General features: G+C 58.6%; 21 protein-coding genes. 13 read left to right on the top strand and 8 right to left on the bottom strand.

Annotated features, from left to right (window positions below; all coding sequences use genetic code 11):
• Positions 1-63 precede the first annotated feature (63 nt).
• Positions 64-387 carry a ferredoxin FdxA gene (fdxA, locus tag AC4PS6_RS07405; RefSeq protein ID WP_014717148.1) on the top strand — a complete coding sequence of 108 codons (324 nt, stop codon included), beginning with the start codon at positions 64-66 and terminating at the stop codon, positions 385-387.
• A 520-nt stretch (positions 388-907) separates the two neighbouring features.
• Here the strand turns inward: fdxA and apbC are convergent.
• Positions 908-2,002 (bottom strand): iron-sulfur cluster carrier protein ApbC, encoded by a 1,095-nt coding sequence (gene apbC / locus AC4PS6_RS07400; RefSeq protein WP_014717147.1) that lies wholly within the window; start codon positions 2,000-2,002, stop codon positions 908-910.
• A 173-nt stretch (positions 2,003-2,175) separates the two neighbouring features.
• On the opposite strand from apbC, the gene metG reads away from it, so the two are divergent.
• From metG to AC4PS6_RS07380, 4 genes are all read left to right on the top strand, one after another.
• The gene (gene metG / locus AC4PS6_RS07395) at positions 2,176-4,227 is read left to right on the top strand and encodes a methionine--tRNA ligase (RefSeq protein ID WP_014717146.1); all 2,052 of its coding nucleotides are present in this window, start codon (positions 2,176-2,178) and stop codon (positions 4,225-4,227) included.
• 87 nt (positions 4,228-4,314) lie between these two features.
• On the top strand, positions 4,315-5,283 hold the full coding sequence (rsxB, locus tag AC4PS6_RS07390) for an electron transport complex subunit RsxB (protein ID WP_019817697.1): 969 nt from the start codon (positions 4,315-4,317) through the stop codon (positions 5,281-5,283).
• Between the two features lie 60 nt (positions 5,284-5,343).
• Positions 5,344-5,982, top strand: coding sequence for an endonuclease III (nth, locus tag AC4PS6_RS07385; RefSeq protein WP_003188989.1), 639 nt, complete (start codon positions 5,344-5,346; stop codon positions 5,980-5,982).
• A gap of 107 nt (positions 5,983-6,089) precedes the next feature.
• Positions 6,090-6,272, top strand: a complete 183-nt coding sequence (locus AC4PS6_RS07380; protein ID WP_014717144.1) for a PA3496 family putative envelope integrity protein — start codon at positions 6,090-6,092, stop codon at positions 6,270-6,272.
• An 83-nt stretch (positions 6,273-6,355) separates the two neighbouring features.
• Here AC4PS6_RS07380 and AC4PS6_RS07375 read toward each other — a convergent pair whose 3' ends face one another.
• The 3 genes from AC4PS6_RS07375 to AC4PS6_RS07365 form a co-directional block, all read right to left on the bottom strand.
• Positions 6,356-6,988 (bottom strand): response regulator transcription factor, encoded by a 633-nt coding sequence (locus AC4PS6_RS07375; RefSeq protein WP_003188986.1) that lies wholly within the window; start codon positions 6,986-6,988, stop codon positions 6,356-6,358.
• A gap of 607 nt (positions 6,989-7,595) precedes the next feature.
• Positions 7,596-8,813 (bottom strand): argininosuccinate synthase, encoded by a 1,218-nt coding sequence (locus tag AC4PS6_RS07370; RefSeq protein ID WP_003188984.1) that lies wholly within the window; start codon positions 8,811-8,813, stop codon positions 7,596-7,598.
• A 128-nt stretch (positions 8,814-8,941) separates the two neighbouring features.
• On the bottom strand, positions 8,942-9,850 hold the full coding sequence (locus AC4PS6_RS07365) for a flagellar protein MotY (RefSeq protein ID WP_020301171.1): 909 nt from the start codon (positions 9,848-9,850) through the stop codon (positions 8,942-8,944).
• Between the two features lie 156 nt (positions 9,851-10,006).
• Here AC4PS6_RS07365 and pyrC point away from each other — a divergent pair, with 156 nt between their 5' ends.
• Positions 10,007-11,053, top strand: coding sequence for a dihydroorotase (gene pyrC, locus AC4PS6_RS07360; protein WP_014717142.1), 1,047 nt, complete (start codon positions 10,007-10,009; stop codon positions 11,051-11,053).
• The gene (rnt, locus tag AC4PS6_RS07355) at positions 11,050-11,721 is read left to right on the top strand and encodes a ribonuclease T (protein ID WP_003188980.1); all 672 of its coding nucleotides are present in this window, start codon (positions 11,050-11,052) and stop codon (positions 11,719-11,721) included. The genes pyrC and rnt overlap by 4 nt, the downstream gene beginning before the upstream one ends.
• Before the next feature lie 64 nt (positions 11,722-11,785).
• On the opposite strand, the gene AC4PS6_RS07350 is transcribed toward rnt, so the two are convergent.
• Positions 11,786-12,388, bottom strand: a complete 603-nt coding sequence (locus AC4PS6_RS07350; protein ID WP_003172097.1) for a peroxiredoxin — start codon at positions 12,386-12,388, stop codon at positions 11,786-11,788.
• A 243-nt stretch (positions 12,389-12,631) separates the two neighbouring features.
• Between AC4PS6_RS07350 and AC4PS6_RS07345 the strand changes: the two genes are divergently transcribed.
• Positions 12,632-12,850, top strand: a complete 219-nt coding sequence (locus AC4PS6_RS07345; protein WP_003188977.1) for a bacterioferritin-associated ferredoxin — start codon at positions 12,632-12,634, stop codon at positions 12,848-12,850.
• Between the two features lie 201 nt (positions 12,851-13,051).
• On the top strand, positions 13,052-13,522 hold the full coding sequence (bfr, locus tag AC4PS6_RS07340) for a bacterioferritin (RefSeq protein WP_054898039.1): 471 nt from the start codon (positions 13,052-13,054) through the stop codon (positions 13,520-13,522).
• A gap of 68 nt (positions 13,523-13,590) precedes the next feature.
• On the opposite strand, the gene grxD is transcribed toward bfr, so the two are convergent.
• Both grxD and AC4PS6_RS07330 read right to left on the bottom strand, forming a co-directional pair.
• Positions 13,591-13,929 (bottom strand): Grx4 family monothiol glutaredoxin, encoded by a 339-nt coding sequence (gene grxD, locus AC4PS6_RS07335; RefSeq protein ID WP_054898038.1) that lies wholly within the window; start codon positions 13,927-13,929, stop codon positions 13,591-13,593.
• Between the two features lie 77 nt (positions 13,930-14,006).
• Entirely contained in the window at positions 14,007-16,115 is a 2,109-nt protein-coding gene (locus tag AC4PS6_RS07330; RefSeq protein ID WP_014717140.1) for a molybdopterin oxidoreductase family protein, read from the bottom strand.
• A 433-nt stretch (positions 16,116-16,548) separates the two neighbouring features.
• Between AC4PS6_RS07330 and argF the strand changes: the two genes are divergently transcribed.
• Both argF and AC4PS6_RS07320 read left to right on the top strand, forming a co-directional pair.
• On the top strand, positions 16,549-17,469 hold the full coding sequence (gene argF, locus AC4PS6_RS07325) for an ornithine carbamoyltransferase (protein ID WP_102666041.1): 921 nt from the start codon (positions 16,549-16,551) through the stop codon (positions 17,467-17,469).
• Positions 17,466-18,575 (top strand): ABC transporter ATP-binding protein, encoded by a 1,110-nt coding sequence (locus AC4PS6_RS07320; RefSeq protein ID WP_336827130.1) that lies wholly within the window; start codon positions 17,466-17,468, stop codon positions 18,573-18,575. The genes argF and AC4PS6_RS07320 overlap by 4 nt, the downstream gene beginning before the upstream one ends.
• Positions 18,576-18,708: 133 nt before the next feature.
• On the opposite strand, the gene ybaK is transcribed toward AC4PS6_RS07320, so the two are convergent.
• A complete protein-coding gene (ybaK, locus tag AC4PS6_RS07315; RefSeq protein WP_014717137.1) occupies positions 18,709-19,179 on the bottom strand; it encodes a Cys-tRNA(Pro) deacylase in 471 nt (156 codons plus the stop codon).
• A 325-nt stretch (positions 19,180-19,504) separates the two neighbouring features.
• Between ybaK and AC4PS6_RS07310 the strand changes: the two genes are divergently transcribed.
• Positions 19,505-20,362 carry an MIP/aquaporin family protein gene (locus AC4PS6_RS07310; RefSeq protein WP_014717136.1) on the top strand — a complete coding sequence of 286 codons (858 nt, stop codon included), beginning with the start codon at positions 19,505-19,507 and terminating at the stop codon, positions 20,360-20,362.
• Positions 20,363-20,438: 76 nt separating this feature from the next.
• Positions 20,439-21,944: a glycerol kinase GlpK gene (gene glpK, locus AC4PS6_RS07305; RefSeq protein ID WP_014717135.1), complete on the top strand. Its 1,506-nt coding sequence runs from the start codon at positions 20,439-20,441 to the stop codon at positions 21,942-21,944.
• Positions 21,945-21,952 lie beyond the last annotated feature (8 nt).

The raw sequence follows: 21,952 nt of genomic DNA, 5'->3' as shown, positions 1-21,952 counted from the left end.
CTCAAACCTCGCGAACCCCACCACAAGGGGTTTCGCTGCCGCCGCCTGAGGAGAAAATTAGAAATGACCTTCGTCGTCACCGACAACTGCATCAAGTGCAAGTACACCGACTGCGTAGAAGTCTGTCCGGTGGACTGCTTCTACGAAGGCCCGAATTTCCTGGTTATCCACCCGGATGAGTGCATCGACTGCGCCCTGTGTGAACCAGAATGCCCGGCCGTCGCGATTTTCTCCGAGGACGAAGTGCCTGCGGGCATGGAGCAATTCATTCAGTTGAACGTCGAGTTGGCAGACATCTGGCCAAACATCACTGAGCGCAAAGATCCGATGCCGGACGCCGCCGAATGGGATGGCAAGCCCAACAAGATTGAGCAACTAGAGCGCTAAAGCGCCACTGCCCAACAAAAAAAGGCCCTTGAGGGCCTTTTTTGCGTTCGGGGCTGCGTTCACTTTTCTACAGGCAAAAAAAGGGGCGGTATGACCCGCCCACATTTTTTCCCTAGTCCCTGTATTCCTTTTCATCATCCTGATGAATCGCATCCTGCGACGTTCCTTCAAACCATCGTTCCTTGATGGCTGTGCCAATCCGTGGACACAGGGCTGATGTTAGAGCGTTCCAAGGGAAGTTCAACGCGATCCCCACGGCGGGCTGACAAACTTTGCCGCTCGCCAGCATGAAAATAATCGTTATTTTTCAAAAAGATAGATAATAGCTTCGTCGATTCAAGACGTACGCAACCGCTAAAAAAACCAAACACTTACGAAAAAGTAAGCGAATGCTTACACGTGCATTGCGCAAAGTAGCAACAAGTCCTTTTGGCGCCCCACCTGTAGGAGCGAGCTCGCTCGCGAAAAACCTGAGAGCACCACGGATCGTCAGACTTTTCGCGTAACCGTTAAAGCCTAATCAATCGTCGCTCACGGTAATGGTCGGCATTGCCGGCGCCGTCGCTTCCTGCAAAACAATCCGCGCACCGACGTGACGGGCCAATTCCTGATAGATCATCGCGATCTGCCCATCGGCCTCTGCCGCGACGGTAGGTTTGCCACCATCGGCCTGCTCGCGAATCTCCATCGCCAATGGCAGCGATGCCAGCAGTTCGACGCCATACTGAGTAGCCAGCTTCTCTCCCCCACCTTCACCGAACAAATGCTCGGCATGCCCGCAGTTGGAACAGATGTGCACCGCCATGTTTTCCACAACGCCCAGCACCGGGATGTTGACCTTGCGGAACATCTCCACACCTTTCCTGGCATCGAGCAGCGCCAGGTCCTGAGGCGTGGTGACAATCACTGCACCGGCCACCGGGACTTTCTGCGCAAGGGTCAACTGGATGTCGCCGGTGCCTGGCGGCATGTCGATCACCAGGTAGTCGAGGTCGCCCCAAGCTGTTTGTGTGACCAGTTGCAGCAACGCACCGGAGACCATTGGCCCGCGCCAGACCATCGGCGTGTTGTCATCGGTGAGAAACGCCATGGACATCACTTCCACACCCAGCGACTCGATCGGTACAAACCATTTCTGATCCTTGACCTTCGGCCGTGTGCCTTCGGCGATGCCGAACATCACGCCCTGGCTCGGCCCGTAGATATCGGCATCGAGAATGCCCACGCGCGCCCCTTCCCGGGCCAAGGCCAGGGCCAGGTTGGCCGCGGTGGTGGATTTACCCACGCCACCCTTGCCGGAAGCCACCGCCACCACATTCTTGACGTTGGCCAGACCCGGGATCTGCGCCTGGGCCTTGTGCGGCGTGATCACGCATTGGATGTCGACCTTGGCCGAACCCACACCGTCGAGGCCCTCGATAGCCATTTGCAGCATCTGCGCCCAACCGCTTTTGAACAGGCCCGCGGCATAACCCAGTTGCAACTGCACCGACACCTGGTCGCCCTGGACCTCGATGGCACGTACACAGCCGGCACTGACCGGGTCCTGGTTCAAATAGGGGTCGGTGTACTGGCGAAGAACGGCTTCCACCGCTGCGCGATTGACGGCGCTCATGGGCTACTCCCGAAAAAAAGACTGACTGAAACAGGCGGCTATCCTAACCGTTCCAGCCGCCGAACGGCATGCTTTCGAAAGTACGGAAGATTCTGAAACAGCGTCACGGGGTGAAATAAATTTCCCGGCGCTTTATAGTGGCCGACCTCCGTTTCATCAAGTAGCCGAGCCCCATGTCCGAGCCACGCAAGATCCTCGTCACCAGCGCCCTGCCCTATGCCAATGGTTCGATCCATCTTGGCCATATGCTTGAGTACATCCAGACCGATATGTGGGTGCGCTTCCAGAAGCATCGCGGCAATCAATGCATTTATGTCTGCGCGGACGACGCCCACGGTTCGGCCATCATGTTGCGCGCCGAAAAGGAAGGCATCACCCCGGAACAGCTGATCGCCAATGTGCAGGCTGAACACAGCGCCGACTTTGCCGAGTTCCTGGTGGACTTCGACAATTTTCACTCGACCCACTCCGACGAAAACCGCGAGCTGTCGAGCCAGATCTACCTGCGGTTGAAGGAAGCCGGGCACATCGACCAACGTTCGGTGACCCAGTATTTCGACCCGGAAAAGAAAATGTTCCTGGCCGACCGTTTCATCAAGGGCACCTGCCCGAAATGCGGCACCGAAGACCAGTACGGCGACAACTGCGAAAAATGTGGTGCGACCTACGCACCGACCGACTTGAAGGATCCCAAGTCAGCGATCTCCGGCGCCACGCCGGTGCTCAAGGACTCGCAGCACTTCTTCTTCAAGCTCCCGGATTTCCAGCAAATGCTGCAAACCTGGACGCGCAGCGGCACCTTGCAGGACGCCGTGGCCAACAAACTCTCCGAATGGCTCGACAGTGGCCTGCAGCAGTGGGACATCTCCCGCGACGCGCCGTACTTCGGCTTCGAGATTCCGGGCGAGCCAGGCAAGTATTTCTATGTATGGCTGGACGCGCCGATCGGCTACATGGCCAGCTTCAAGAACCTGTGCGACCGCACCCCGCAGTTGGACTTCGACGCGTTCTGGGGCAAGGACTCCACCGCCGAGCTGTACCACTTCATCGGCAAGGACATCGTCAACTTCCACGCGCTGTTCTGGCCGGCAATGCTTGAAGGCTCGGGCTACCGCAAGCCGACCGGCATCGCCGTGCACGGCTACCTGACGGTCAACGGCCAGAAAATGTCCAAGTCCCGTGGCACCTTTATCAAGGCGCGCACCTACCTGGACCATCTGTCGCCGGAATACCTGCGCTATTACTACGCATCCAAGCTGGGCCGTGGTGTGGACGACCTGGACCTGAACCTGGAAGACTTCGTACAGAAGGTCAACTCGGACCTTGTAGGTAAAGTCGTCAACATCGCCAGCCGTTGCGCCGGGTTCATCCACAAGGGCAACGCCGGTGTACTGGTAGCCGAGAACGCCGCACCGGAACTGACCGACGCGTTCCTGGCCGCCGCGCCGAGCATCGCCGACGCTTATGAAGCCCGCGACTTTGCCCGCGCCATGCGCGAGATCATGGGCCTGGCCGACCGCGCCAACGCCTGGATCGCCGACAAGGCGCCATGGTCGCTGAACAAGCAGGAAGGCAAGGAAGCTGAGGTTCAGGCGATCTGCGCCACCGGGGTCAACCTGTTCCGTCAGTTGGTGATCTTCCTCAAGCCGGTGCTGCCATTGCTGGCCGCCGATGCCGAGGCGTTCCTCAACGTGGCGCCGTTGAGCTGGAACGATCACACCACCTTGCTCGGTAATCATCAGTTGAACGCGTTCAAGCCCTTGATGACCCGGATTGACCCGGTGAAAGTCCAGGCCATGACCGATGCTTCGAAAGAAGACCTGGTGGCCAGCCAGACCGATACCGGCCAATCCGCGCCGGCGGGCAATGGCGAGCTGGCCAAGGACCCGATTTCCCCGGAAATCGATTTCGACGCCTTTGCCGCCGTGGACCTGCGCGTGGCGCTGATCATCAAGGCCGAAGCCGTGGAAGGCGCCGACAAGCTGCTGCGCCTGACCCTGGATATCGGTGACGAACAGCGCAACGTGTTCTCCGGCATCAAGAGCGCGTACCCGGACCCGTCCAAGCTCGATGGTCGCCTGACCATGATGATCGCCAACCTCAAGCCACGAAAAATGAAGTTTGGCATTTCCGAAGGCATGGTGATGGCTGCGGGCCCTGGCGGCGAAGAAATTTACCTGCTGAGCCCGGACAGCGGTGCCAAGCCGGGTCAACGCATCAAGTAACCTCTGCAAAATGCCCCGCTGTTGCTACAGCGGGGCTTCTCAGCTTGCCCTCCTCCCTGGACCGGGCATCAACGCTATGATCACAGCATGAACCTCATTCAACGTATCGACGCGCTGCTGCCGCAGACTCAATGCGGCAAGTGCGGGCACCCGGGCTGCAAGCCCTACGCAGAAGGCATCGCTAAAGGCGAAGCCATCAACAAGTGCCCGCCCGGTGGGCAGGAAACCATTGCCGGGCTCGCGCAACTGCTGCGCCTGCCGGTACTGGAGCTGGACACCAGCCGTGGAGATGCGCCTGCGCAAGTCGCCTATATCCGCGAGGCCGAATGCATCGGCTGTACCAAATGCATCCAGGCCTGCCCGGTGGACGCCATTGTGGGTGCCGCCAAGTTGATGCACACCGTGATTGTCGACGAGTGCACCGGTTGCGACCTGTGCGTTGCGCCTTGCCCTGTCGACTGTATCGAGATGCGCCCACTTGCTGACGTTCTGCCTATCGTCGGTGACTTGGCCAGCAACGATGATGAACGGCGTGTACGCGACCTCAAACGCAACCGGGCGCGGCGGCGCTTCGAGCAACGTAACGCCCGCCTGCAACGTGAAGAAGCCTACAAGCTCGCCGAACGCCTGGCACGAGCCAAGCGCACAGCGCCGATGGAGGTGGCACCGGTTGATAACACTCAGGCCGCTCAGGACGCTGCGATCAAGCAGGCCAAAAGCAGCGTCGCCATGAGTCGCGCTCAGTTGCACAAATCCTTGAAAGCGTTTGGGCATCCGCCGACCTTTGAGCAACAGTCGCAATTGATTATGCTGCAGCGGCAGTTCGAGGCATCCGAGCAGGCGCTTGCCGCACTGGAGGCCAACAGCTCACCGCAGCCACCAAAGACGACCACTAAAAGCGCCGAGTTCAAGCGCGCAAAAATCCAGCTGGCCATGCGCCGTGCAGCGTTGAAAAAGGCTCAGGATCACCATGCCGACGAGCATCAATTGGCAACCTTGAAAGCCGCATTGAATGCCGCCGAGCAAACGCTGCAAGATGCCGAGGCCAACGGCTGACCCAGTGCGCTGTGTATTGCTAACATCACGCCGACCGCCTGCAAGGAAACGCCTGTCCCTATGAATGCCGCAAAACGCCTGGAAATCTTCCGCAGGTTTCACGAAGACAATCCGGAACCGAAAACCGAACTGGCCTACTCCTCACCGTTCGAATTACTGATTGCGGTGATCCTATCGGCTCAATCCACAGACGTAGGCGTTAACAAGGCCACGGCGAAGTTGTACCCCGTGGCCAATACACCCGCCGCGATTTACGCCCTGGGTGTGGAAGGCTTGTCCGAATACATCAAAACCATCGGCCTGTATAACAGCAAGGCCAAGAATGTGATCGAAACGTGCCGCCTGTTGTTGGAGCTGCATGGGGGTGAGGTGCCACAAACCCGCGAAGCCCTCGAAGCCTTGCCAGGCGTGGGCCGCAAAACGGCGAACGTGGTGCTCAATACGGCGTTTCGGCAGTTGACCATGGCGGTGGACACGCACATTTTCCGCGTCAGCAACCGAACCGGCATTGCACGGGGCAAGAATGTGGTTGAGGTGGAAAAGCAATTGATGAAGTTCGTGCCCAAGCCCTATTTGCTCGACTCCCACCATTGGCTGATCCTGCACGGACGCTACGTTTGCCAGGCCCGCAAGCCGCGCTGCGGCAGCTGCCGTATCGAAGACTTGTGCGAATACAAGGACAAGACCTCCGACGATTGAGCGATCATTGCTTTTTGTGATCAGGCGATTGAAAAAATCTTTTTTACCCATTCGCGGATTATCGCTATAAGGAGCCCCAACGGCAGTCTTAGCCTGGAGTTGACCTTATGAGCGCTGGCAACGAACAACTGGAAGTGGAAGACGACCTCGTTGAGTCGGATGACGATGTGGTAGAGGCACCTGTGGCAGAGGTGGCCAAGACCAATTTAAGCAAACGCCGCACTATCGACAATCTTCTGGAAGAGCGACGCTTGCAAAAACAGCTGGCCGATTACGACTTCGATCTCTGATCGAGCCGTTGGCGGCCGGAAGCCTCCCTGACGGAGGCTTTTTTCTGCCGGTTACACGGGTATTCAAGAGATGCAATATCCTCCTAGACCAGGCCGTTGCGCTGGGCCAGTTCGATCAAGTCCACGAGGGACCTGGCATTGAGCTTGAGCAGCAAGCGCGTCTTGTAGGTACTGACGGTTTTGTTGCTGAGGAACATGCCATCGGCAATCTCCTTGTTGGTTTTGCCACGGGCCAGTTGCTGCAGCACCATCATCTCCCGCCCCGATAAGCGTTCGACCATGTCGGCTTCACTGGCATTGCCCATGGTTGACCGCACTGAGTTGAGCGCCTGGTTCGGGAAATAGCTATAGCCGGAAAGCACCGCCTTGATGGCACTGAGCAACTCTGTCAGATCCTGCTGCTTGCACACATAGCCGGCGGCACCCGCCTGCATGCAGCGCATGGAAAAATGGCCAGGCGCCTGGGACGTCAGCACCAGCACCTTGAACGAGACGGCTTGCTTGGTCGAAGCCAGCCGACAAATAACTTCCAAGCCGTCGAGCTTGGGGATTCCGATATCCAGTATCACAATATCCGGCATATGTTCCCGTGCAAGTTGCAACGCATCGACACCGTTATCAGTCTCGGCAACGACCTCATAACCATGACGCTCCATTAGCATGCGCACAGCAAGACGAATGACGGGATGATCATCCACGATCAGCACTTTATTCATGAGAAAGTCCAATTTCGCTGTTCGAATTATTTAGAGCAAACACAATAGCCTAGTCGATTACTAGTTGGCATAGCATTCCACCCCGAGCAAGAGCAGGCAGAGACCCAACCCACAAGAAGATAGGAATTAACCTACAAAAATTCGCCAACTTAGATGCATGTAGCTTTATGGTTGCTTTCAGACCTTTCCCGGCGCGCACATATTTTGAGTGAAATGTCTGGGGCATGAGCCCCTGAAGGTAAACGTGCCGCACAAGACTTTCAGGAAATGCCCCTTGCTTGTCGCAATGACGCCCGCAAACCGACCCGGAAAAACCGTCCGCATTAGTTCCATTTAACATATTTCAACACTTCCGCAATTCCTACAGAAAATTCAACAACTCACATCTCCATTGCAACTACATGAGTGAATTTTCTGTCAGACATAGTTCCTCCCCAGATGTAAAAAATGATTCAGCCTTAAAAAAAGATAAACCGGTAAATAATTGCGCAAGTTACGAAAAAACCTTAAACACACGCTAAACGCTAATAAACAGTGCGACATCTAAAATCCAGGCAAAAAAATGGCCCCTTGCATAAGGGGCCATTTTTCACGACAGGCGCACGGTTCAGAACAACGAGCGGCCCTTGTTGGCAGCAATGCGCATGCGCAGTGCGTTCAACTTGATGAAGCCTGCCGCGTCCGCCTGATTGTAGGCCCCGCCGTCTTCTTCGAAGGTGGCGATGTTGGAGTCGAACAGCGACTCATCGGACTTGCGGCCGGTGACGATCACGTTGCCCTTGTACAGCTTCAGGCGCACAACACCGTTCACATGAGCCTGGGAGGCGTCGATCATCTGTTGCAGCATCAGACGCTCAGGGCTCCACCAGTAACCGGTGTAGATCAGGCTGGCGTACTTGGGCATCAGCTCGTCTTTGAGGTGAGCGACTTCGCGGTCCAGGGTGATGGATTCGATGGCGCGGTGGGCGCGCAGCATGATGGTGCCACCTGGGGTTTCGTAGCAGCCACGGGACTTCATGCCCACGTAACGGTTCTCGACGATGTCGAGACGGCCGATACCATGCTGGCCACCGATCCGGTTCAGGGTCGCCAGTACGGTGGCCGGGGTCATTTCAACGCCGTCCAGCGCAACGATATCGCCGTTACGGTAAGTCAGTTCCAGGTACTGCGCCTTGTCTGGAGCGTTCTCCGGGGAGACCGTCCATTTCCACATATCTTCTTCGTGCTCGGTCCAGGTGTCTTCCAGCACGCCGCCTTCATAGGAGATGTGCAACAGGTTGGCGTCCATTGAGTACGGCGACTTCTTCTTGCCGTGGCGCTCGATCGGGATGGCGTGCTTTTCAGCGTAATCCATCAGCTTTTCACGGGACAGCAGATCCCATTCACGCCACGGCGCAATGACTTTAACGCCTGGCTTGAGTGCGTAGGCACCCAGTTCGAAACGGACCTGGTCGTTGCCCTTGCCGGTGGCGCCATGGGAAATGGCGTCGGCGCCGGTTTCGTTGGCGATCTCGATCAGGCGCTTGGCGATCAGCGGACGTGCGATGGAGGTACCCAGCAGGTACTCACCTTCGTAGACAGTGTTGGCGCGAAACATCGGGAAAACGAAATCGCGGACGAATTCTTCGCGCAGGTCGTCAATGTAGATCTCTTTCACGCCCATGGCTTGCGCCTTGGCACGTGCAGGCTCGACCTCTTCACCCTGACCCAGGTCAGCGGTGAAGGTCACCACTTCACAGTTATAAGTATCCTGCAGCCACTTGAGGATCACCGAAGTGTCCAGGCCGCCGGAATACGCGAGAACGACCTTGTTTACGTCGGCCATGCCATCACTCCACGGGGTTGTACGGAAAGGCGACGATTCTACCGATCAAAACCGTGAAATTACAGGGGCGCGACAGCAAATGAAGATAAAGCGACAGATTATGTCGAGTGGGCGACCGATGGTCGCCCTTATGAGGTAGCCGCCGGGTTGCTTGGCGCAATGGTCTGGGGCGCCGGTTTCTCGGGGGCAGCCACGCGCTCCAGCTGAATATTCACACGGCGGTTACGCGCGCGGTTGGCGGCATTGGTGTTGGGCGCCAAGGGGTAGCTTTCGCCATGAAAGCGCATCGTGATCTGCGATTCCTGGATGCCGTTGGCCTTGAAGTAGTCCATCACCGCCAGGGCGCGGCGACGTGAAACGTCACGGTTGGTCAGGCGGTTGCCACTGTTGTCCGAATGGCCGTTCAACTCGACATGGTTGACCGTAGGATCGGCCTTCATGAAGGCAAGGATCACGGACAACTTCTTCTTGGCCGCCGCGTCCAGCTCAATGCCGCCGCCGGGAAAGCCCACTTCGGTCTGTCTGACCTGGTCGTAATTCATGGGCAGCAGCTTGGTGGTGCACAGCTGATAATCGCTGTAAGCCTTGTTGAACTTGACCGGCAGCAGGCGAATTTCCGAGTAACCGCCTTCACGCCCGTAATGCCGCACGGTGGGACTGCGCCCTTCGAGCAATCCCGTGAACAGGCGACCGGCCTGGGCCTGGGAGCTATTGAACAGGACGTCGCCGCTGCCGACACGCACGGCCCCCAGGTTGATATCACCTCGGCCCGGCTGCCAAGGCGCGGCAGCGGCCAACAGGGTTGCGGAGCCGGCGCCGAGGCTGCTGCCATAGGTTTTCAGACGAAACGTCGCCTGTTCGCCGGCCCGGCGTACGAATTCACCGGAACCGAAATCGCTGATCGGCTGGGTCAGGCGGCACTCGAACTGATCGCCCTCTACCTTCCACTCAATATTCTCCAGACGTGTCTGGAACGTGAGGGCCGCCGCAGGCAGGCTGGCGAACACACTGAGCAGGGCTAGATAATACTGGCGCACGGGAGGCTCCACTGGTTTCTACAACACTTCAAAGCGTCATACATCGTTAAGGCATACCCGGAGATATCGGTAGCATCCGGCAAAACTTGATAGCGAGTGCCTGCAAGAGTCTTTTCCGGTAGCATTCCCACCAGATTGACCCGCCTGGAATCCCCAATGTCCGACCGCCTGACCCTGCTGCGTCCCGACGACTGGCATATTCATCTTCGCGATGGTGCTGCGTTACCTCAAACCGTGGCCGATGTCGCGCGCACGTTTGGCCGCGCCATCATCATGCCTAACCTCGTACCTCCGGTGCGCAATGCCGCAGAAGCCGACGCCTATCGCCAGCGCATCCTCGCTGCGCGACCGGCCGGCAGCCGCTTCGAACCGTTGATGGTGCTCTACCTCACCGACCGCACCCAGCCTGAAGAAATCCGTGAAGCCAAGGCCAGCGGTTACGTGCACGCCGCCAAGCTGTACCCGGCAGGCGCGACCACCAACTCCGATTCCGGCGTGACCAGCATCGATAAGATCCTGCCGGCAATCGAAGCCATGGCGGAGGTCGGCATGCCATTGCTGATCCACGGGGAAGTCACCCGTGGCGATGTGGACGTGTTCGATCGCGAAAAAATCTTCATCGATGAACACATGCGTCGTGTGGTCGAGCTGTTCCCCACGCTCAAGGTGGTGTTTGAACACATCACCACCGCCGATGCGGTGCAGTTCGTCAGCGAGGCGTCGGCCAACGTTGGCGCGACCATCACGGCCCATCACCTGCTCTACAACCGCAACCACATGCTGGTGGGCGGGATTCGGCCGCACTTCTACTGCCTGCCGATCCTCAAACGCAACACCCATCAGGTAGCCCTGCTGGATGCCGCCACCAGCGGCAACCCGAAGTTCTTCCTCGGCACCGACTCGGCGCCCCACGCCCAGCACGCCAAGGAAGCCGCATGCGGCTGCGCCGGCTGCTACACCGCGTTTGCCGCCATCGAGTTGTACGCCGAAGCGTTTGAACAACGTAATGCTCTGGACAAGCTCGAAGGTTTCGCCAGCCTCAACGGCCCGCGTTTCTACGGCCTGCCGGCGAATACCGACCGCATTACCCTGGTTCGTGAAGACTGGACCGCCCCTGCCAGCCTGCCGTTTGGCGAGCTGACCGTTATCCCGCTGCGCGCCGGTGAAACACTGCGCTGGCGCCTGCTGGAGGAAAGCAAGTGAGTGAAGACCATTACGACGACGAACAAGAGCACGGCGGTGGTGGCTCGCGCCATCCGATGGCCGAGCGTTTTCGCGGCTATCTGCCGGTCGTCATCGACGTAGAAACCGGTGGTTTCAACTGCGCCACCGATGCCTTGCTGGAAATTGCCGCAACCACCATCGGCATGGACGAACAGGGCTTTGTGTACCCGGAGCACACCCATTTCTTTCGCGTCGAGCCGTTTGAAGGCGCCAATATCGAAGCCGCTGCCCTGGAATTCACCGGGATCAAGCTCGACCACCCACTGCGCATGGCGGTAAGTGAAGAAGCGGCGCTGACCGACATCTTCCGTGGCGTGCGCAAGGCATTGAAGGCCAATGGCTGCAAACGTGCGATCCTGGTCGGTCACAACAGCAGTTTCGACCTGGGCTTCCTGAACGCCGCCGTGGCGCGGTTGGACATGAAGCGCAACCCGTTTCATCCGTTCTCCAGTTTCGACACCGCAACGCTTGCAGGCCTGGCCTACGGTCAGACCGTTCTGGCCAAAGCCTGCCAGGCGGCCGGTATCGACTTTGACGGGCGTGAAGCCCACTCGGCCCGCTACGACACCGAGAAGACCGCCGAGCTGTTCTGCGGCATCGTCAACCGCTGGAAGCAGATGGGCGGCTGGGAAGACTTCAACGACTGAAGTCAAATCCCGCGCATAAAAAAACCGGCCTTTTCAGGCCGGTTTTTTTTACCGTGACGTTGGCTTACAGCTTGCCAGCGTTCTCGGTCAGGTAAGCCGCAACGCCTTCTGGCGAAGCGTTCATGCCTTTGTCGCCTTTTTTCCAGTTGGCAGGGCAGACTTCGCCGTGCTCTTCGTGGAATTGCAGCGCGTCGACCAGGCGGATCAGCTCTTCCATGTTACGGCCCAGCGGCAGGTCGTTGATGATCTGCGAGCGCACAACGCCCTTGTCATCGATGAGGAACGCGCCACGGAACGCCACGCCGCCTTCGGACTCAACGTCGTAGGCCTTGGCGATGTCGTGCTTCATGTCGGCAGCCATGGTGTATTTGACTTTACCGATACCGCCGTCATTGATGGCGGTGTTGCGCCAGGCGTTGTGGGTGAAATGGGAGTCGATGGAAACCGCGACCACTTCAACGTTGCGCGCCTTGAAATCGTCCATGCGGTGGTCCAGGGCGATCAGCTCCGAAGGGCAGACGAAGGTGAAGTCCAGCGGGTAGAAGAACACCAGGCCGTATTTGCCTTTGATGGCTTCAGACAGCTTGAAGCTGTCTACGATTTCGCCATTGCCGAGGACGGCTGGTACGTCGAAATCCGGGGCTTGTTTACCGACGAGTACGCTCATTGGATATCTCCTGATATAGGGGTGACGATTGAAGTAAAAGGACCGGTCGAATCTGCCTGTGGAAACAGACAGAAATATGACGCAATCACGCTTCGTGAAGACCGACCATCATACACCGAAAAAACCGTTCGTCAGCGCACGGGCAATTCCCCCCGGATTGCTGCTGAAACTATTTTGACAATCATTCTCGTTAACATTAAGATCCATCGCACTTAAGCCATAAACCCGCGACGGTTCTCACTTATGTATGTCTGCCTCTGCACTGGCGTCACCGACGGACAAATCCGCGAAGCAATCTACGAAGGTTGCTGCAGCTATAAGGAAGTACGTGAAACCACCGGCGTTGCCAGCCAGTGTGGCAAATGTGCTTGCCTGGCCAAGCAAGTGGTACGGGAAACCCTGACGCAGCTGCAAACAGCCCAGGCCGCGCTCCCCTACCCAGCAGAATTTAAACACGCCTGAATAGGCATGTTTTGAAGAACCGGACCTAGTGTCCGGTTTTTTTATGCCATCAATTCAAATAGTTAGCGCCAAGACGCGGAACACAAACATTCTTATTCCGATTAATTTTCATTTATTATTCAATAACTTAGGTTTGACACTAAGATTTTCACCGCTCAGACTCCGCCCTATACACAGCTATTACAGGGCAGGACCCCAGTCATGAAAGGCGACATCTCAGTCATCCAGCAACTCAACAAAATCCTTGCCAATGAACTGGTCGCGATCAATCAGTACTTTCTGCATGCGCGCATGTACGACGATTGGGGCCTGGAAAAGCTCGGCAAGCGTGAATACAAAGAGTCGATCAAGGCCATGAAGGACGCCGACGCGCTGATCAAGCGCATCCTGTTCCTGGAAGGCCTGCCGAACGTACAGGACTTGGGCAAGCTGAACATCGGCGAGCACACCCAGGAAATGATCAGCAGCGACCTGGGCTTCGAGCGCAAGAGCCACAGCGACCTGAAGGCTGGTATCGCTCACTGCGAAACCAAGGGCGATTTCGGCAGCCGTGAACTGTTGGAAGATATCCTGGAAGATCAGGAAGAGCATATCGACTGGCTTGAAACCCAGTTGGGCCTGATCGACAAGGTCAGCCTGGAGAATTACCTGCAATCGCAGATGGGTGAATAACCCGTAGCGTTCAGGCACAAAAAAGCCCCGCTCTCACCAGAGAAGCGGGGCTTTTTATTGCTCGCCAATTAGGCGTCAGTCTTGACTGCTGCTTTTTGCGCTGCGTCTTTGATCAGCGCTTGCAGCGAACCATCAGCTGCCATTTCAGTGATGATGTCGCTACCGCCAACCAGCTCACCGGCTACCCACAACTGCGGGAAAGTCGGCCAGTTGGCGTACTTTGGCAGGTTGGCGCGGATCTCGGGGTTTTGCAGGATATCCACGTAAGCGAACTTCTCGCCACATGCCATGACTGCCTGGGACGCTTTCGCGGAGAAACCGCACTGAGGCGCGTTTGGAGCGCCTTTCATGTAAAGCAGAATGGTGTTGTTGGCAATCTGCTCTTTGATCGTTTCGATGATATCCATGGAACACCTCTGCAGGAACTTTGCGACTCACGGGTCGGCACGGTGGCGCATTGTAACGCAAAAATCCAGCAGGATGCTCAGGCCGCCGCCACCTTCACCGGTACGCCATTGAGCGCCGCATTACCCGACAACTCATCCAATTGCCGCTCGTCGGTCAAGTCATTCGCACTCGCCCCCGGCTGGTTGCTCGCGATGCTCATCTGCACGCCCGGGCGACCGTGGCCCCAGCCGTGAGGCAAGCTGACCACACCCGGCATCATGTCCGTGCTGGCCGCTACTTCCACTTCGACCATACCGATACGCGAACTCACCCGCACCCGCTGGCCATCGCTCAACTGACGGCTAGCCAGATCATCGGGGTGCATCAGCAGTTGATGGCGTGGCTTACCCTTCACCAGCCGGTGATAGTTATGCATCCAGGAATTATTGCTGCGCACATGCCGCCTGCCAATCAATAGCAGTTCGTCGGCCACCGGCAACGGCTGCGCGGTGAAACGCGCCAGGTCTGCCAGGATCACGGCCGGTGCCGCTTGCACCTTGCCATCCGCGGTTTTCAAACGTGCCCCGAGGTTGGGCTTGAGCGGCCCCAGGTCCACGCCATGGGGATGATCCGCCAGCATGGCCACCGACAGTTTATGACTGGATGCGTCACCATAGGCACCCGCACGCAGGCCGAAGTCGATCATCTGTGCCGGTGGCAGGGTGGGCTTGAGCACCGCGCCAGTGTGCGCCGCAAACGCCTTGGCCAAGCCGACAAAAATCTCCCAGTCATGCAACGCCCCCTCAGGCTTGGGCAGGATGGCACGATTGAAACGCGTGACATTGCGCACCGCAAACAGATTGAAGGTGGTGTCGTAGTGATCGTTTTCCAGCGCCGAGGTGGAGGGCAAGATCAGGTCGGCATAACGCGTGGTCTCGTTGATATACAGGTCGATGCTGACCATGAATTCCAACCCGTCCAGTGCTTGCTCCAATTGGCGACCGTTAGGTGTGGACAGCACCGGGTTGCCGGCCACCGTCACGAGGGCGCGGATCTGCCCTTCACCCTCGGTCAGCATTTCTTCGGCCAGCGCCGACACCGGCAGTTCTCCACCGTACTCCGGGCGTCCGGACACGCGGCTCTGCCAGCGGTTGAAATGGCCGCCGCTGGTGGAGGCCACCAGGTCCACCGCGGGGCTGGTGCAGAGCGCGCCGCCGACGCGGTCCAGATTGCCGGTCACCAGGTTGATCAGTTGCACCAGCCAATGGCACAGCGTGCCAAACGCCTGGGTCGAGACCCCCATGCGGCCATAACAAACGGCCTTGTCAGCGCCGGCGAAGTCCCTGGCCAACTGGCGGATCTGCTCGGCAGGCACCGCACACTGGCGGCTCATGGCCTCGGCATCGAAGCCGGCAATCGCCTTGCGTACATCATCCAGGCCTTCCACCGGCAAATGGCTGTCGCGTGTCAGCCCTTCTGTGAACAACGTGTTGAGCACCCCAAACAACAACGCCGCATCGCCGCCGGGGCGTACGAATACGTGCTGGTCGGCGATGGCTGCCGTCTCGCTGCGCCGCGGGTCGACCACCACCACTTTTCCGCCCCGCGCCTGGATGGCCTTGAGGCGTTTTTCCACATCGGGCACGGTCATGATGCTGCCATTGGAGGCCAGCGGGTTGCCGCCGAGGATCAACATGAAGTCGGTCTGGTCGATGTCGGGGATGGGCAACAACAGGCCGTGGCCGTACATCAGATGGCTGGTGAGGTGATGAGGCAGCTGGTCTACCGAGGTCGCGGAAAAGCGATTGCGCGTCTTCAACAGCCCTAGAAAGTAGTTACTGTGGGTCATCAACCCATAGTTATGCACACTGGGGTTGCCCTGATACACCGCCACCGCGTTCTGCCCATGCCGCGCCTGGATACCCGCAAGCCGCTCGGCCACCAGGGCAAAGGCTTCATCCCAGCCAATCGGCTGCCATTCGCTGCCCACCCGCCGCATGGGTTGGTGCAGGCGGTCCGGGTCATTCTGGATGTCCTGCAGGGCCACGGCTTTGGGGCAGATGTGGCCGCGACTGAAACTGTCCAGAGGGTCGCCCTTGATCGAGGTGATCGCCAGGCGACCGTCTTCGCCTTGGGTGGTTTCCAGGGTGAGGCCGCAGATGGCTTCGCACAGGTGGCAGGCACGGTGGTGGAGAGTCTTGGTCATGGCCAGTCTCTTTTATAGGGGCTTTGGCTCAACTATGGGCCGCGACCACTTGGGGCGCCAGCAACCTTCGCGTTGTGAATCGACAGGCATAGGCCAGGGCATGGCTAAGCATGAGCAAATGTTTCAGAAACCTTGCCAGCAGGCGCTGAAACCGACGCGGCCTGGCCCAAGCCCGCCCCCGCGCATTGCAAAAGGCCTGGACGCCAGTGTACAAATGGCTCGCTGCTGTCAGGAAATCGTCTTCAAACGCGCGCCAGCGCCCTGCTTGAACATCCCTAAAGCCGTAGCCCTATTGGTAAAACGCGACATTTAATGTCAATATCGCGTCTTCCCCTATTTCGTCGCCCCGTGCGGCTTTCGCCGCAGGTCTCGCCCGTTGTCGCAATAAACAAGGCTTTGAGTATCTGCGGTCTGTTGCAAAAGGTAGTTAATGATGAGCGCAAGGCACTTTCTCTCCCTGATGGATTGCACGCCCGAAGAGCTGGTCAGCGTGATCCGTCGCGGCATTGAGCTTAAAGACCTGCGTAACCGCGGTGTACTGTTTGAGCCGTTGAAAAACCGGGTGCTCGGGATGATTTTCGAAAAGTCCTCGACGCGCACACGCCTGTCGTTCGAAGCCGGCATGATCCAGCTGGGTGGCCAGGCCATCTTCCTGTCACCGCGCGACACCCAGTTGGGCCGTGGTGAGCCGATCAGCGATTGCGCCATCGTGATGTCGCGCATGCTCGATGCCGTGATGATCCGTACCTTCGCCCACAGCACCTTGACCGAATTTGCCGCCAACTCCCGTGTGCCCGTGATCAACGGCCTGTCCGATGACCTGCATCCCTGCCAGTTGCTGGCCGACATGCAAACCTTCCTCGAACACCGTGGCTCGATCCAAGGCAAGACCGTGGCCTGGATCGGCGACGGCAACAATATGTGCAACAGCTATATAGAAGCGGCGATCCAGTTCGACTTCCACCTGCGTATCGCCTGCCCTGAAGGCTACGAGCCCAGCGCCGAGTTCATGGCCAAGGCCGATGGCCGTGTGCAACTGCTGCGCGATCCAAAAGACGCAGTGGTCGGCGCGCACCTGGTCAGCACAGACGTCTGGACCTCCATGGGCCAGGAAGACGAAACCGCCAAGCGCCTGGCCCGGTTCGCGCCGTTCCAGGTGACTCGCGCGTTGCTCGACCTGGCCGCGCCGGAGGTGCTGTTCATGCACTGCCTACCCGCCCACCGGGGCGAAGAAATCAGCCAGGACCTGCTCGACGATCCGCGCTCAGTCGCGTGGGATCAGGCCGAGAACCGCCTGCATGCGCAAAAAGCCTTGCTCGAATTCCTCGTCCCGCCGTCGTACCACCACGCATGAGCCAGCCATTACTGCTGAACCTGCGCAATCTGGCATGCGGCTATCAAGACCAGCGGGTGGTGCAGAACCTCAACCTGCACCTCAACGCCGGTGATATCGGTTGCCTGCTCGGCTCTTCGGGCTGCGGCAAGACCACTACCCTGCGCGCGATCGCAGGCTTTGAGCCGGTGCATGAAGGCGAAATCAGCCTGGCGGGCGACGTCATCTCCCGCGCCGGTTTCACCCTCGCGCCGGAGAAGCGTCGCATCGGCATGGTGTTCCAGGACTACGCATTGTTCCCGCACCTGAGCGTGGCTGACAACATCGCCTTTGGCATTCGCAAACACCCGCAAAAAGAGCGCGTGGTCGCCGAGTTGCTGGAACTGGTCAACTTGAAGAACCTGGGCAAGCGCTTCCCCCATGAGCTTTCCGGTGGCCAGCAACAACGCGTCGCCCTCGCCCGCGCCCTGGCGCCGGAGCCGCAGCTGCTGTTGCTGGATGAACCCTTTTCCAACCTCGATGGCGAACTGCGCCGCAAGCTCAGCCATGAAGTGCGCGACATCCTCAAGGCACGCGGCACTAGCGCGATCCTGGTGACCCATGATCAGGAAGAGGCCTTCGCCGTCAGCGATCACGTCGGGGTCTTCAAGGAAGGCCGACTAGAGCAGTGGGACACACCCTACAACCTCTATCACGAACCGCAGACGCCTTACGTTGCCAGTTTCATCGGCCAGGGGTATTTCATCCGTGGGCTGCTGAACTCACCGGAATCGGTCAGCACTGAACTGGGCGACTTGCGCGGAAACCGAGCCTATACCTTGCCGACCGGTGCAGCAGTGGATGTGCTGCTGCGCCCGGACGACATCGTGTATGCGCCGGACAGCGCGTTGAAAGCCCGGATCGTCGGCAAGACCTTCCTCGGCGCCTCAACGCTGTACCGGTTACAGCTGCCGACCGGCGCGCAATTAGAGTCGATTTTCCCCAGCCATGCCGATCACCAAGTGGGCGCAGAGGTGGGGATCCGTGTGGCGGCTGAACATTTGGTGGTGTTCCAGGCATCCGGCAGCACAGCGGCGCAGATTCCCGCTGTTGAGTCAGGCGTGCGCCGCCACAGCGTCGCTCACTGACGAAACCGGATCAAACTGTGGGAGCTGGCTTGCCTGCGATACAGACAACTCGGGTTATCTGTTACACCGCGTTGATGCTATCGCAGGCAAGCCAGCTTCCACATTTGATCCTCATAGACTTCAAAGATGATTATCAGGCCCGACCGATCGGTGCGAATTTGGCCTGGGTGTGTTCTGCCAGCACCGCCGCTGGCAATTCAACTTCCAGGCCTCTTCTGCCCGCGCTGACAAAAATCGTTGCAAAGGGTTGCGCCGTTTCATCGATAAACGTGCGCAGGCGCTTTTTCTGCCCCAACGGACTGATGCCGCCCAACAGATAACCCGTGGAGCGCTGCGCCGCTGCCGGGTCAGCCATTTCGACTTTCTTCACACCCGCAGCGTGAGCCAGGGCTTTCAAGTCCAGACTTCCGACGACCGGCACCACCGCCACCAACAATTCACCCTTCTCACTGCTCGCCAGCAGCGTCTTGAACACCTGGGCCGGGTCCAGGCTCAATTTCTCCGCGGCCTCCAGCCCATACGAGGCTGCCTTGGGATCATGTTCATAACTATGCACACGATGTTCGGCGCGAACTTTTTTCAACAGGTCCAATGCAGGGGTCATAGCGGCTCCGGGCGGGCAAACTGATGGCCAATTCTAGGCCAAGCCTACCTAAAACGCTCTAGCACAGACCTATTACCGCTTAAGCAACGCGCCTTGGCCATGATCATTCATCACACCAATAGTTCGGAAATGACCAATGGTTCACTTTCGACCTTTGACAGCGGTCATTCTTGTCTATATTTTTTCGTTTCCGAATACCGTAGGAATAATCCTCTGGTACTCCGCAGTAAGCCGCGATCCAGGATGGGGATCCTTCTCGTGGTGAATATCGCGCAACTGCCCGTTGAGGCCGTGCGCAAGACAAGAACAACAATTGAGGTTTTCCATGACAACTGCTCTTCAACAGCCTTCACTTTCGAGCCAATGCATGGCCGAATTCCTGGGCACCGCGCTGCTGATCTTCTTCGGCACAGGATGCGTCGCCGCGCTCAAGGTCGCGGGTGCGAGCTTTGGCTTGTGGGAAATCAGTATCATCTGGGGGGTCGGCGTGAGCATGGCGATCTACCTGAGTGCCGGTATTTCCGGGGCTCACCTCAACCCAGCGGTCAGTATCGCCCTGTGCATCTTTGCCGATTTTGAAAAGCGCAAACTGCCCTTCTATATTCTTGCCCAGGTCGCCGGCGCCTTTTGCTCCGCCGCCCTGGTGTACACGCTCTACAGCAATCTGTTTTTCGATTACGAACAAACCCACCACATGGTCCGCGGCTCCCAAGCCAGCCTGGAATTGGCCTCGGTGTTCTCCACCTATCCTCATGCGCTGCTGAGCACGGCCCAGGCATTCCTGGTGGAAATGGTCATCACCGCCATCCTGATGGGCGTGATCATGGCCCTCACCGACGATAACAACGGCCTGCCACGCGGCCCCCTGGCGCCCCTGCTGATCGGTTTGCTGATCGCGGTGATTGGTAGCGCCATGGGCCCCCTGACCGGCTTTGCGATGAACCCGGCACGGGATTTCGGCCCCAAGCTGATGACCTTTTTCGCCGGTTGGGGTGAAATGGCCTTTACTGGCGGTCGAGATATTCCTTACTTCCTGGTGCCGATTTTCGCCCCGATTGTCGGCGCATGCCTGGGTGCTGCGGCCTATCGCGGGCTGATTGCCCGCCATCTGCCGAGCGCAGCACCGGCTATCGCTGAAGAAACACCTGACACGGCTGTCAACGGCAAGACTCGTATTTCCTGAAAGCGCCAGCCTGGTCCCCTGCCCTTCGCGGCCCAGGCTGATTTCTGACTTCCTTATTTCGTCCAAGGCAATTGACATGACCGACCTTCAGAATAAGAACTACATCATTGCCCTTGATCAGGGCACCACCAGTTCCCGGGCGATCATCTTCGATCGTGACGCCAACGTGGTGTGTACCGCCCAGCGTGAATTCGTCCAGCACTACCCGCAGGCGGGCTGGGTTGAACATGACCCGATGGAAATCTTCGCCACCCAGAGCGCGGTGATGGTTGAGGCGCTGGCCCAGGCCGGCCTGCACCATGACCAGGTGGCCGCCATCGGTATCACCAACCAGCGTGAAACCACGGTGGTCTGGGACAAGATCACCGGCCGCCCGATCTACAACGCCATCGTCTGGCAGTGCCGTCGCAGCACCGAGATCTGCCAGCAGCTCAAGCGCGACGGCCATGAGCAATACATCAGCGACACCACGGGCCTTGTGACCGACCCGTACTTCTCCGGCACCAAGCTCAAGTGGATCCTCGACAACGTCGAAGGCAGTCGCGAACGTGCGCGCAATGGCGAACTGCTGTTCGGCACCGTCGACAGCTGGCTGATCTGGAAATTTACCGGCGGCAAGACCCACGTCACCGACTACACCAATGCGTCGCGCACCATGCTCTTCAACATCCACACCCTGGAGTGGGATGCGAAGATGCTGGAGATTCTCGACATCCCACGGGAAATGCTCCCTGAAGTGAAGTCATCGTCGCAAATCTATGGCCGTACCAAGAGCGGCATCGCTATCGGCGGCATTGCCGGTGACCAGCAAGCGGCCCTGTTTGGCCAGATGTGCGTGGAGGCGGGCCAGGCCAAGAACACCTACGGCACCGGCTGCTTCCTGCTGATGAACACCGGCGACAAGGCGGTGAAATCCAAGCACGGCATGCTCACCACCATTGCCTGCGGCCCGCGCGGTGAGGTGGCCTATGCCCTGGAAGGCGCGGTCTTCAACGGCGGCTCCACCGTGCAATGGCTGCGTGACGAGCTGAAGATCATCAACGATGCCCACGACACCGAATACTTTGCCGGCAAGGTCAAGGACAGCAACGGCGTGTACCTGGTACCCGCCTTCACCGGCCTCGGCGCGCCCTACTGGGACCCGTATGCCCGTGGCGCACTGTTCGGCCTGACCCGTGGCGTACGCGTAGACCACATTATTCGCGCAGCCCTGGAGTCGATTGCCTACCAGACCCGCGACGTCCTCGACGCCATGCAACAGGACTCGGGCGAACGCCTCAAGGCCCTGCGCGTGGACGGCGGCGCGGTTGCCAACAACTTCCTGATGCAATTCCAGGCCGACATCCTCGGCACCCAGGTAGAACGCCCGCAAATGCGTGAGACCACTGCCTTGGGCGCAGCCTACCTGGCCGGCCTGGCGTGTGGCTTCTGGGGCAGCCTGGACGAGTTGCGCGGCAAAGCAGTGATCGAGCGCGAGTTCGAACCACAGCTGGATGAAGCGGCCAAAGAAAAGCTCTATGCCGGCTGGCAAAAAGCCGTGAGCCGCACCCGTGACTGGGAGCCGCACGAAGGCGCCGAATAAGCCAAGCG

This window comes from Pseudomonas sp. DW-iso17 (assembly GCF_058725345.1).
The sequence above is the reverse complement of the archived record's forward strand: the minus strand, read 5'-3'. Positions and strand labels throughout refer to the sequence as shown.

Excerpts from the sequence above, each read along its gene's own strand:
- grxD (WP_054898038.1), bottom strand. The coding sequence starts at position 13,929 with ATGGATATCATCGAAACGATCAAAGAGCAGATTGCCAACAACACCATT.
- argF (WP_102666041.1), top strand. The coding sequence starts at position 16,549 with ATGAGCGCAAGGCACTTTCTCTCCCTGATGGATTGCACGCCCGAAGAG.
- ybaK (WP_014717137.1), bottom strand. The coding sequence starts at position 19,179 with ATGACCCCTGCATTGGACCTGTTGAAAAAAGTTCGCGCCGAACATCGT.
- pyrC (WP_014717142.1), top strand. The coding sequence starts at position 10,007 with ATGTCCGACCGCCTGACCCTGCTGCGTCCCGACGACTGGCATATTCAT.
- metG (WP_014717146.1), top strand. The coding sequence starts at position 2,176 with ATGTCCGAGCCACGCAAGATCCTCGTCACCAGCGCCCTGCCCTATGCC.
- AC4PS6_RS07310 (WP_014717136.1), top strand. The coding sequence starts at position 19,505 with ATGACAACTGCTCTTCAACAGCCTTCACTTTCGAGCCAATGCATGGCC.
- AC4PS6_RS07330 (WP_014717140.1), bottom strand. The coding sequence starts at position 16,115 with ATGACCAAGACTCTCCACCACCGTGCCTGCCACCTGTGCGAAGCCATC.
- nth (WP_003188989.1), top strand. The coding sequence starts at position 5,344 with ATGAATGCCGCAAAACGCCTGGAAATCTTCCGCAGGTTTCACGAAGAC.
- AC4PS6_RS07345 (WP_003188977.1), top strand. The coding sequence starts at position 12,632 with ATGTATGTCTGCCTCTGCACTGGCGTCACCGACGGACAAATCCGCGAA.
- apbC (WP_014717147.1), bottom strand. The coding sequence starts at position 2,002 with ATGAGCGCCGTCAATCGCGCAGCGGTGGAAGCCGTTCTTCGCCAGTAC.
- AC4PS6_RS07320 (WP_336827130.1), top strand. The coding sequence starts at position 17,466 with ATGAGCCAGCCATTACTGCTGAACCTGCGCAATCTGGCATGCGGCTAT.
- AC4PS6_RS07375 (WP_003188986.1), bottom strand. The coding sequence starts at position 6,988 with ATGAATAAAGTGCTGATCGTGGATGATCATCCCGTCATTCGTCTTGCT.
- rsxB (WP_019817697.1), top strand. The coding sequence starts at position 4,315 with ATGAACCTCATTCAACGTATCGACGCGCTGCTGCCGCAGACTCAATGC.
- AC4PS6_RS07350 (WP_003172097.1), bottom strand. The coding sequence starts at position 12,388 with ATGAGCGTACTCGTCGGTAAACAAGCCCCGGATTTCGACGTACCAGCC.
- AC4PS6_RS07370 (WP_003188984.1), bottom strand. The coding sequence starts at position 8,813 with ATGGCCGACGTAAACAAGGTCGTTCTCGCGTATTCCGGCGGCCTGGAC.
- bfr (WP_054898039.1), top strand. The coding sequence starts at position 13,052 with ATGAAAGGCGACATCTCAGTCATCCAGCAACTCAACAAAATCCTTGCC.
- fdxA (WP_014717148.1), top strand. The coding sequence starts at position 64 with ATGACCTTCGTCGTCACCGACAACTGCATCAAGTGCAAGTACACCGAC.
- AC4PS6_RS07380 (WP_014717144.1), top strand. The coding sequence starts at position 6,090 with ATGAGCGCTGGCAACGAACAACTGGAAGTGGAAGACGACCTCGTTGAG.
- glpK (WP_014717135.1), top strand. The coding sequence starts at position 20,439 with ATGACCGACCTTCAGAATAAGAACTACATCATTGCCCTTGATCAGGGC.